General features: G+C 52.5%; 7 protein-coding genes. 6 read left to right on the forward strand and 1 reads right to left on the reverse strand.

What is annotated here, in order from left to right; all coding sequences use genetic code 11:
- Nucleotides 1-6,502: 6,502 nt before the first annotated feature.
- The 5 genes from FJ146_17705 (at nucleotide 6,503) to FJ146_17725 (ending at nucleotide 9,739) form a co-directional block, all read left to right on the forward strand.
- Nucleotides 6,503-7,510, forward strand: coding sequence for a hypothetical protein (locus FJ146_17705; GenBank protein MBM4253806.1), 1,008 nt, complete (start codon nucleotides 6,503-6,505; stop codon nucleotides 7,508-7,510).
- A gap of 125 nt (nucleotides 7,511-7,635) precedes the next feature.
- Complete coding sequence (locus tag FJ146_17710) at nucleotides 7,636-7,848, forward strand: hypothetical protein (GenBank protein ID MBM4253807.1); 213 nt, start codon at nucleotides 7,636-7,638, stop codon at nucleotides 7,846-7,848.
- A complete protein-coding gene (locus tag FJ146_17715; GenBank protein ID MBM4253808.1) occupies nucleotides 7,832-8,287 on the forward strand; it encodes a hypothetical protein in 456 nt (151 codons plus the stop codon). Before FJ146_17710 ends, FJ146_17715 begins: the two co-directional genes overlap by 17 nt.
- Nucleotides 8,288-8,363: 76 nt before the next feature.
- Nucleotides 8,364-9,383 (forward strand): cysteine synthase A, encoded by a 1,020-nt coding sequence (locus FJ146_17720; GenBank protein MBM4253809.1) that lies wholly within the window; start codon nucleotides 8,364-8,366, stop codon nucleotides 9,381-9,383.
- A 47-nt stretch (nucleotides 9,384-9,430) separates the two neighbouring features.
- The gene (locus tag FJ146_17725) at nucleotides 9,431-9,739 is read left to right on the forward strand and encodes a DUF503 domain-containing protein (GenBank protein MBM4253810.1); all 309 of its coding nucleotides are present in this window, start codon (nucleotides 9,431-9,433) and stop codon (nucleotides 9,737-9,739) included.
- An 18-nt stretch (nucleotides 9,740-9,757) separates the two neighbouring features.
- Here the strand turns inward: FJ146_17725 and FJ146_17730 are convergent, their stop codons facing one another.
- Nucleotides 9,758-11,503 (reverse strand): EAL domain-containing protein, encoded by a 1,746-nt coding sequence (locus tag FJ146_17730; GenBank protein MBM4253811.1) that lies wholly within the window; start codon nucleotides 11,501-11,503, stop codon nucleotides 9,758-9,760.
- A gap of 287 nt (nucleotides 11,504-11,790) precedes the next feature.
- Between FJ146_17730 and FJ146_17735 the strand changes: the two genes are divergently transcribed.
- A partial coding sequence (locus FJ146_17735) for a hypothetical protein (protein MBM4253812.1) occupies nucleotides 11,791-11,971 on the forward strand: 181 nt, incomplete at its 3' end.

The raw sequence follows: 11,971 nt of genomic DNA on the forward strand, positions 1-11,971 counted from the left end.
TTCAGGACTGCCGGGGCAACGCTAAACCAAGGCGTGTTTCAGATTCGCATCCCCATGACCGATGCCGAAGTGAGCGAAGTCTTTGGGGACGGGACTAAGACTGTTTATGTCGAGGTCATAGCTAAGGACATCAAATATCCACGGCAAGAATTTACTTACGTCCCGTTGGCTCTCACCGCGCTACGAGTGACCATAGATAACAAAACTCTCAAGTACGGCACTGACGGCAAACTCAAAGTCGAAGTACCGGCGCGGCCATCATCAGACTCCGTGCTCATCATCGACGGTCAGGGTAAATTTAACTGGGAGCCTTTTACTGCCGCGCAAAATGGACCGGGTAGCACTTCAATTAAAATTACCGCCGGATCAGGACTAAGCGGCGGCACTATCACCAACGCAGGGACTATTAGCCTCGCTACTACGGGCGTCACTGCCGGTACTTATACAAGAGCTCAGCTGGTCATCGATAACACTGGACGTGTGACGAATGCTACGAGTGGAGCTGCAATCGATCTTGGCAGCGACGTGTCAGGCACGTTACCTGTGACCAAAGGCGGTACAGGTGCGACATCGCTCGCAGCTAATGGACTTCTAGTCGGTAACGGAACTAATGTAGTCCAAACGATCGCTCCTGGCACCACAGGAAACATACTCACATCGGACGGTACTGCATGGGTGAGCTCCGCTGCGCCAGTTGCCAGTGCAGCCAATAGCGGCTATCTCAGTGCCGCAGATTGGGCCGCTTTTAGCCAGAAGCAAGCTGCTGGCGCTTATCTCACAGGCTTCGGCGGTGACGTGACGTCGTCTTCTTATAGCTCCGGAACCGTTACGACTACACTTACCAGTGTGGCTATACCTGGAACTGCGACCAAGATTACCTATGATGTGAAGGGACGCATTTTAAGCGGGACATCCTTGAGTGATACCGATATCCCACCGCTAAGCGCAGCCATCATCACATCGGGCACTCTCGCGGTGGCACGCGGTGGTACCGGAGCGGATCTCAGTACTACTGGTGGCACTGGGCAGTATTTAAAACAGTCGGCGCAAGGTGGAGCGGTAACGGTTGGGACGATCCCCGCCAGTGAAATCACCCAGTCACTAGGCTACACACCGCTAAACAAATCTGGCGACACTCTAGGTGGTGCCCTTAATGCTGGCACCTTCGATGTGACAAATACCGGCAATATTCAGATGGCTGCGTCAAAGACGCTAAGTTTAGGTACGTACACAACCGATCCAACAGGACTCACCGCTGGCGATATCGGTAAAACCTGGTTTAACGCGACCTCCGCACAAATCAAATACTGGAACGGCTCTGCAGCTGTCGCTCTAGGTGTCGCAGGATCGGGACTGAGCTCCCTCAACGGGCAGACGGGTATTACGCAAAGTTTTCCAGCGCCAGGCACCACGGGGACGAGTCCCAATTGGGTGTTTAGCGCCGATACGCATACGCTGAATATACCCCTGGCATCGAGCGCGAGTGTCACGGCAGGTCTCCTGTCCAACTCTGATTACACAGCGTTTTCGAATAAAGTGAGCGGTGTCACTCAGGGCAGTGGCATTGCCGTTTCGTCAGCCAGTGGCACCGCCACGGTGAGCCTAGCCACCACGGGTAATGCGGGTAACTACACCAAAGTAACTACCGACACTTTTGGTCGCGTGACCTCTGGTAACACGCTCACAGATGCTGATTTACCGCCACATAGTGCTGGGCTCATTAACGGGGGCACTCTTAATGTTGTTAATGGTGGTACCGGTGCTTCGACTCTAACTACGAACAGTGTCATCCTCGGTAACGGTACCGCCCCATTACAGACTGTAGCACCCGGCACAAGTGGCAACGTCCTCACCTCCAACGGCACTACGTGGCAAAGCACTGCATTACCGGCGAGTGTTACGAGTGTATCAGGCACGTCCCCCATCACAGTCACGGGTACGGCGACCCCCGTGGTCTCGATCGCCCAATCTAGCGCGACTTCTAGTGGCTACCTAAGCTCCACAGACTGGACCACTTTCAGCACCAAACAAGCCTCGGGCAACTACATTACCCAGCTCGATGGCGACGTAACGCTATCTGGTTACGCAAGTGGCACTGCTACTGCAAACTTAGCCAATATATCTCTGGCTGGCACCTCCACCAAAGTGACCTACGATGTGAAAGGCCGCGTCACCTCGGGCACGACCCTAAGCGCAGCTGACATCCCCACACTCACGACGGCTCAAATTACAACCTCTCTAGGCTATACCCCACTCAATCGGAGTGGCGACTCTATGAATGGCGCCCTCAGTATGGGCGGCTCTGACATAACAAACGCCGGCAACCTACAGATGGCTGTGTCCAGCGAAGTCCGGTTTAACGAAGCCACAGCTAACGGCACCAACTACGTCGGACTTAAAGCTCCTAGTGCCATTAGTGCCGACAAAATATGGGTACTACCCGCCACCGACGGCAGTGCTGGTCAGGTGCTTAAGACCGACGGTGCCGGTAACCTGGGCTGGGTCTCTGCAGCCGTGCTCGCTAACGATATCGCAGCCGTCGAAAATCTAGCGACCACCGGTGGTGTAGAACGTACAGCGACTGACACCTGGTCGACCTACACGCTGACGACTGCTGGTAAAGCGCTGCTCGATGATGCTGATGCGTCGGCGCAACGCAATACTTTAGGTTTAGGATCACTCGCTACCGCCAGTGCCGTAGCGGGTGGAAGTGGTGGCACGATCATTGATGCTTCAATCACTGATGATGACATTGCGAATGGGGCCAATATTAGCGACGCAAAACTAGCTACTATCACGACAGCCGGTAAAGTATCGGGCTCCGCTATCACCTCAGGCACCGTCGGTGGATCAACGGCTGTAAACACTACGGGTAATCTGATCACAAGCGGCAATATCGGCATCGGCACCACCAATCCCGCAGGCAAGCTCGACGTAGCAGGAACCATCTGTCTCAATGGCGCTAACTGTATTAGCTCCTGGCCTGCGGGCAGCGTCACGTCGGTGAGTGCCGGCACAGGTTTAAGCGGTGGCCCCATCACTGGCTCTGGCACCCTTTCACTTGCTAATACCGCTGTGACACCAGGGTCTTATTCTAGAGCTAACATCACGGTCGATGCTCAGGGACGCCTCACCGCTGCGGCTAGTAGTAACAGTCTTTCGTTATCAACCGAAGTAACGGGCACACTGCCTATCGCCAATGGCGGCACCGGAGCGACGACAGCAGCTAATGCTTTCAATGCCCTGTCTCCCCTGACAACTATTGGCGATATCCTTTACGGTGGCACCTCAGGTGCTGGGACCCGCCTCTCCGGCAATAGCACGACCACCAAACAATTCCTCAGTAGCACCGGTGCCAGCGGCGCAGCGACTGCACCAGCATGGGCCGCGCTCTCTGCAGCGGATATCCCAGCACACAGCGCGGCATTGATCACCTCAGGCACTCTCAGCGTTACCAATGGTGGTACGGGCGCATCCACTTTAGCTGCCAATAACGTACTCCTAGGTAACGGTACTGATGCTCCGCTCACTGTGGCACCAGGTGCCAACGGCAACGTCCTCACATCAAATGGCACAACATGGGTGAGCTCAGCGCCATCGGGCGGTGGGACTTGGGCGACATCGGGATCCAATGTTTACCGCAGTAGCGGTAATGTGGGGATTGGGACTACAGCGCCTGGTGCTCAGTTGACTCTTTATCAGGCTACGCCCAACACCACCCCGTCCCGTGTAAAGATGCAAACAGTAAACACAGATGCTTTTGAAATAAATGAGTGGGGCTATCCTGGCGGGAAATCAGCCGTACATATTGGGCAAAACATGGCATGGGATAATAACGGAAACATGGTACAGACCAACCCGACTAATCCGAGTTGGGGGATTTTTATGTCAACCAACACAGATGATTTTCGCGTATGGCGTATGACTCCTGGTTCCGCTAACAACACGGTTTCAAGTCTTTTTTTCATAAACAATTCCGGCAATGTCGGCATCGGTACGGTAACTCCTTTAGGCACTTTGGACGTCGGTGCAACCGGCAGTATATGTCTCGGTGGATCTTGCAAAACAGCATGGCCGGCATCTGGTAATCAGTGGACCACAAATGGAAACGATATTTATAAAAACAACACTGGCAACGTCGGTATCGGTACGACGTCTCCGGGATCACCATTACACCTCTTGACAAATGGTAATAATGATACGCTAAGAATTGAAAATTCTAATTCGGCCTATCAGGCTTCCGTGCGCTTTTTCAATGATACCTCCAGTTGGTATATGGGACTGGCTGGTAGCACAAACTCGACGCTTTCTAACAAGTTCTACCTTGGTTCGGCGGGGTTCTTCGCAATGGTCGTCGATGCGAATCGTAACGTCGGAATCGGGACGACGGTGCCATCCTCGTTACTCCATGTGACTGGAGATTCCACGTTTAATTTAATGAAACTTACAAAGCGTACTGTCGAAGGCGGTAATCAGTCATCGCTACTTTTTACCCCAAAAGACTCCGGTAAGACTGCCGTCACACAATGGGCTGGTAATGGTGCCAATGGCTCCCTTTTTGAGCTTTTTGGAGTCGGCGATCCCAATCAGAGTAACTTCGAAGTCGGACGAGTATCCTACAACGTAGTGGGCAGTAATGAGTTCCGCTTTGATACCATAAGTGCTGGCACGGGCGTGGCCCGCCCGATAAATTTCTACCCAGGTGCCAGCAATCTTGCTCTTTCACTAAATACTACCGGAAACGTCGGCATCGGTACAACCTCACCTGGCGCAAAACTGCATGTAGGCGGGACAGCGGGTACAGATGGCATCATGTTCCCAGACGGCACGCTACAAAAGACGGCAGCAGTTGGTTCAGGATCCTCCCAGTGGACTACATCTGGGAGCAATATTTATTTTAGCACCGGCAACGTGGGGGTTGGAACAACGAATCCGATACACAAGTTGCAGATTTCAGATAGTTCAGCTGATCCTCACAGTTTTTGGATCGATGGGACAGGCAAATCGACTAACACTGGGATCAACATCAATGCTGCGACTGGTAACGCCGCATACATTAATCTCGTAGCTAACGGAACAGGACCGAATATCGTCGGCTACGCAAATCAGCTGCAACTGAACCAGACCGCATCTGTCTCGACATCGATCAATCCAAATGGCGGCAACGTCGGGATCGGAACAACAGGACCAGCGGCGGTCTTGCATGTGGTTGGCAATGCAACAGCGACGAATTCTGTGCTACGCCTGACCTCGATGGCAAATAAGACAATGCTCAATGTGGACACTCTATCGGGATATCCCTATCTCGATATGTATGCGACAGATGGAACGACGAGTAAAGTTCATATGGACACAAACAGTGCTACCTATTTTACCGGGGGAAACGTCGGGATCGGGACGACTGCTCCAAACCAGCGCCTCAGCGTATCAGGTGTCATAGAATCGACCTCTGGTGGAATCAAATTCCCCGATGCCACGACGATGGCTTCAGCCCTAATAGACCCCAGCCTCACAGGGGGGCGCCTGACCCTTACATCCGCCACAGCGGTGCCTACATCGGATGTTACCGGTGCCTCTGCAAATACTCTCTACTTCACGCCCTACACGCATAATCGCATTGCAATTTGGAATGGAACCTATTGGCAAGCATACGCTTTCAACGAAATCTCGGCCTCATTGAGCGGAATTGCAGCCAACCAGATGTTCGATGTGTTCATCTACGACAGTGGCGGGGGAACACTCACACTTGATCTAGTTAACTGGACGAACGACACAACACGCGCCGTTGCCCTTACCACCCAAGATGGTGTCAAAGTGAAGTCAGGTGCAACGTCACGACGCTATCTGGGTTCTGCACGCACCACTGCCACTGCGGGTCAAAGCGAGGATAGTGGCAATCGTCGACTGGTATGGAATAATTACCATCGCGTCCGAAGAAACCTAAAACGATACGAGACGGCTGTTAATTGGTCTTACAACAGTGCTACATACCGACCTTACGCCAACAACACGGCCAATCGGATTGAGGTAGTCATGGGGCAAAACGAGGACGCTGTCAGAGTGGCGTTATACGCCCATACCGGTGGCGGCATCACCTACCTGAGTTTCGGATTGGATAGCACTACTACGCCAACCGGGCTGAAACAAGCTTACAATCAAAACACCGGTACACCTCTTGCGCCGACAACTGTGGAGTTCGTCCGGCCTGTTGGCGTGGGATATCACTTTATACAAGCCTTGGAATCATGCGGTGGAACCTGCTCTTTTTGGGGCGTATCCGGTGGTGACGTCCAGCTTGGCATTGAAGGCGACCTGTTCAACTAGTTTTACTTGAGTGCAAATATAGTAACTCGGCGACATCATGAGAACACACCAATACCCAACCGCAACCCCCAGTAATATTTAAATAAACACCTCAGCTCGCTACCCTTTCCGCCAGACTGGCCTAACTACTAAAGTTTTCCCCCCAAAATGCCGATAAGAATTGCGGGAGAATAGAGGTATGCGGCTTTTTTCGAGGAACCACCAAAGCGCACGCCTGCTGCCAGGGATCATCATCCTTGGTTTAGTGGCTTCGTGTGGTTCATCACAGCTAAACTCAACGGTACCAAGGGGTGCGCGCGCAGGTAGCGATGCGAAAGCCGTATCTACCAATCCAAGACCAGCCGACAACCCATCTAACACGCCTGACACGCCCACTGATTTATACTTGGACGCGCGCTACAAGATCCGAGCAGGGATTGTCACCGGCAATGGCAACGGCACGGCGAGTGACGCGGCGCAAGTGTGCGACGGGGACATAGCGCTGCAGGTAAACAAACGATTTGGTATCGACGGGAATAAATTACTCAAAATCCCAGAGGCAGCGATAAACTGCGCCCTAGTCGGCAAGATCGATCTTCAAAAAGCTCTCGGCGCCCTCAGTGATGGCCTCCGAGGCACACCAAAAAATCCCTTTGTTACGGCAGATGATGTACTTGCGATCGCCGCACTTGGACCCGGTACATACACGCCACCGCGCCCAGTGCTGCCGTCACTCTTGGCCTCATCCAAGGAGGCATTAAGAACTCTAAACTTGGTGCGTGGCATCACGTTGGCGACAGATAAAGAATCCGGCACTGGCATTGTGAGCGTTACTACACTGAGCTACGATCGCCCTTACACAATCAAAGAAATAAATTTAACATTGCCGCGTGTGCATACTTTCACAGTTGTGAATACAGGCTTTGACAATGTCGATAAAGCCGCCAATATGATTTTCGACCGCTTGACTATGCGTGTCAGCATAAATCCACCAGCGATCACCTCCGTCTCGGTGCAAGGATCGCTCTCGCTACTACTATCTGCTGCTAACGCCAGCGGTACGCCGCAGACTTCTAATGGCGTTGATAATTTATTGAAAAGTGCGGCCAACGGGCTAGCCGGTCTCGTGAAGATCAAAATCGATCTCGATTTAACGGAGCAGGAGGGGCTGAGCGATGCGATCGCTAAAGAGGCGCAGCGTAACTAGCACCTTCGGGCTGTCCGGGACGTCTTTTTGACGTAGCGAATGTGCTGTGCAAATGTCCGACGATGTCTCTGGCTAATGATTGGAGCCTTGTTGCAAACTCCGAGTCTCAACGACCGGAGGTGTTAATGAAGGCGTCTAAATTTACCCGTGTTCCCGCTCACTATCAGGCCGGCGCTGCCGCCCTCGAATACATCCTAGTCAGCACTTTTGCTGCTGTTATGACTATAGCTGCGCTCAGCTACGTCGGTAGATTAGTCAAAGCTGAGGTGAGTAAGATTAACAGCAAGCTGGGAGGTGACTCCCAGGCGCCAGAATTTGATTTTGAATTTACACCTTAGTATCAACTTCATTATCAACATCATGAATTTTGTCGATATGCTTGCCTTATTGGCGAGTGCATTCTTAACTATGCAGACGGTACATGCTGCCACCGTTTTTACCACAGGTTACAAAGAGCTTTGGCGTACTCGCTACGCTATTCTAGGCGATCCAGCCAGAGGTGTTAGTACCTATTGCACGACACCTAGCCACCAATGGCAATCCAGATTTTTAAGATGTAAGTTAGATCTTTATTGGTGGCAAGCAGGGCAGATGACCACAGTCTGTAGTGATGCGGATAGCCCTATGAGTCTAAAAGTCGCCACGGCGGCGCGCAGGCGCTACAGGCTAGTCTACCGATGCCAGGTTGACGCCACAGAGTATCAGTATGGAGAGCGCAAAGTACCGGGGGATGTCGCTGTGGCCCTGCCAGAAGTGACGACGATTCTCTACCGCTAGCTGTGATAAGATAACCTCTTAGGCTTCAAGAGAAGACAGTGTGAGAGATTGAGAGCGTAAGAAATAGGAAGCACATATGAATACGACCAAGGGATTCGCCGGTACGGTCGGCAACACGCCGCTCATGCGCCTTAAATCGTTGTCCGATGCCACTGGCTGCGAGATCCTTGCTAAGGCGGAATTTTTAAACCCAGGTGGCTCCGTCAAGGACCGCGCCGCACTCGGCATCATCAGCGACGCCGAGGCCAAGGGACTCCTAGGTCTGGGAGGGACCGTGGTCGAGGGCACCGCGGGTAATACTGGCATTGGCCTCGCTCACGTAGCTCAGGCTAGGGGATATAAGACGATCATTGTGATTCCTGAGACCCAAAGTCTCGAGAAAATGCAGTACTTGCGCGCACTCGGTGCGGAGGTCCGCGCCGTACCTGCCAAGCCCTACCGCGATCCGGACAACTATAACCACGTTGCTAAGCGGCTAGCCGCGTCGATTCCCGGTGGCTACTGGGCTAATCAGTTCGATAATACCGCCAATAGAGATCAACACATCAAAAGCACGGGACCAGAAATTTGGCAAAATACTGACGGTCGCGTCGATGGCTTTGTCTCCGTCGTCGGTACAGGCGGCACCCTGGCTGGGGTTGCCACGTACCTAAAATCAAGGAATTCCAAGATTCGCACCGTCTGTGCTGATCCTCACGGAGCGGCGATCTGGTCGTGGATCAAACACGGTAACCTGGATTTTAATGCTGGATCCTCCGTTACTGAGGGCATTGGACAAAATCGCGTGACCGCTAACCTGGCCGATGCTCCGATCGATGATGCTTACCGTATCGCTGATCAACCCATAGTCGAGATGGTTTATGCCATGTTGCGACTTGAGGGTCTATTTATCGGCGCGTCGGCAGCGCTCAATCTCTGTGGTGCCTATCGCCTTGCCAAGGAGTTAGGGCCGGGTCACGTGATTGTGACTATTCTCTGCGACAGCGGCAATCGCTACGTATCACGGCTGTTTAATCCTGATTGGCTTAGGGAAAAAAATCTTACGCCTACGTCGAGAGATTTATCTTTCCTTGCCACGGTGTTTAACGACATGTAGAGACAATCATCTAGGCTCATACCAATTAATTTGGCAGGTGGACTCAAATGTACTTTGCGGTGGTAAAACTTGGTTTTGAATCACAGATGGATAGCGATCAAGACCGTCGCGAACTAAAGCAATTGGCTGAGAAGATCAGAGTTAAATTTAAAGTTTGTGCTGCAGTTTATGATGATCGAGACATCGGCGCGGCGCTGGCAATAACGGCCATCGGTAGCAGCTCTGAGCGGATCGATCAGACTCTGGATGCGATCAGTGAATTCTGTGAGAGCTCTGGCTACGGGCGCGTCGAATCAGAACAAGCTCTGGTCGATCACTTTGAAGCTCTTGGAGATTTCTGCAGCCTTGATGAATGACCGTTTACACTCTGCCCTCTAAGCGACACCCTTAAATCCCATAGGATGCTCGTAGTCGAGATCCATTTCGATCACGTTAGCTGACTGCGGTTTGTGGAACAGGAATCCTTGCACTAAGTCTACACCCAGACGTTGGAGGACCTCGGCCTCTTCCCACCGTTCTACTCCTTCGGCGAGTATGGTGGCACACGAGATCCGGGCAGCGCGGATGAGTCCAGCTACAAAATCCTGCTTACTTTCGTCTCGATGCAGATCTTGAATCAAACTACGATCAAGTTTGACTAAGTCTGGCTTCAATTTGACGATCTGCTCGAGACCTGAATGCCCACGACCAAAATCATCGGTTGCAATGCGCATGTGCATACGATCTAGGTTTTCGCGGACACGGAGCATGATGTCAAAATTGTTGATAGCTTCGGTTTCTGACACCTCGAACATGAGACTGGATCTTTCGCCGAGTAGATGCATCAGCTTATCCAGGTTGTAAAGATTACGCGGCAGGATATTAAGCAGTAAAGTACCAGGTAGCTTACTTGCATGATGCACGGCCTGCTGGAGGCAGGCTTGGTCGAGTTCCAGCCCTACCTTGACGTTGTGCGATAAGGAGAAGAGTACGTCCGGCCTTAAATACCGCGGCTCTAGATAAGCAAGACCAGCGCCTTGAAATAAAGCATCAATTGCCTGCGGCCGCACGCGCACCAACGATTCGAATCCAAAGAGCTGACGACGCAGAGGCTTGATAGAATTACTGCTGTGAGCTTCATCGACCATGTCTTTGGTCAATTGAGGCAAGGTAAAAACGGCCTGATAATGCGGTTCGAGTAATCCTTTGGTTTGAATCAACGTCTGCATCAGCTCACGCTGACGATCTCTCGTGCGCTTGAGTTGTGCTCGGGCACATTCATAAGAAGTCTCGATCACTTGCTCGATGAGTTCAAAAGCATCAACAGCCGGGTTGTTAAGTACGGTGCCAAAGCCAACTGAGATTTCCGGCACCATTGTGATGCAGTCTGGTAGTAGCCGTTCTGTTCCATCGACAAAAATTTCGCGCCAAAAAGCGTTCTGCAGCCTCACCACTAAACGGTCTGCTAGCTGTTCCAAACTACCCGGTGGGGGAATAGCTCCGGGTGCTCGCGATTGTTCGAGAAACACATAGTACTGATTGCCGTGGACGCTGCGACGGCAAAGCTGATCAGCACCACGAAAGCATCCGGCACTGCCCCATAGTTCAAACAACAATTGATGAAAGCAATCTTGTACGCGCTGATACGCCTCGGTGCCGTACTCGATCGAAATCTTCCTGAAACTGCTGACGTCGATGGTAAGCAGTGAGACGACGCCATTTTGCTGCAGCATATGCAGAGGGACTTGAGGACTGAAAGTCGGGATATTATCCCGCTTGAGCCGCCTGAAACTGACGCCGATAGCGCCGCAGGCGTCGAGTACTGATAGGACATCCTCAGCCTTGAAACGGTCCAGCCAGGTGACCGTCGATAACTGGGTACGCACCAAGGCCGAAACGTTCTCCCCCAGCACCACCACCGGCAGGCGGCGGCCTAGATTGGTCAGGAGATCGTGCCAGCCTTCGTCTGGGATGTCGGGGACCGATGCGTCGACTACCGCACCGGCCACATCAGGGGCATAGAGTGATTTAATGCCGGATGTATCGCCTGGCCGCAGCCAAGTGGTCGGTATGCCAAAAGGGCGTAGCTGCTGCCGCACCTCCTCGGCTAACTCGGTCCTTGCTGTCACTAGTACGATCATGCCTCTCCCATAACTCTCACTCACCCGAGCAAATAGTGCCGACCACCAACGCCGACTGTCAGGTCTTCGGTAGGACTTTGGTAAAGTTTAAGGTGCGACTAGTACAAATTGGCTTAAATTGATAAAAACCGTCGCGTTGCCGCCCAGTTGCAAGCCATCCACAGGACGTGTGGATAACCCCACCGGAAGGCAACTCAAGTGGTTGAACGACAATGCCTATGCCGATTTGCCTGTTTTTTAATCAGCAGCGGGGAATTAACCCTAACCGGATGCTTTAGGTGACTAAAATGACTAGTTTTTTGCCCTTTAAAGACCGTCTTAAGAATGAGTGCCGTCTAGTACCGGGTCGTCTGGGGCTCACCGACAGCGCCGATCCCAGGGCACTAAGTGTTGCATTACAGCTACTTAGCGAAGGAACGGTCGCCTCAGTCAGCCTCTACACGGGCAAGTCCGACACCCTTGAGCTGG

This window comes from Deltaproteobacteria bacterium (assembly GCA_016874735.1).
Classification (GTDB): Bacteria; Bdellovibrionota_B; Oligoflexia; order Oligoflexales; family CAIYRB01; genus CAIYRB01.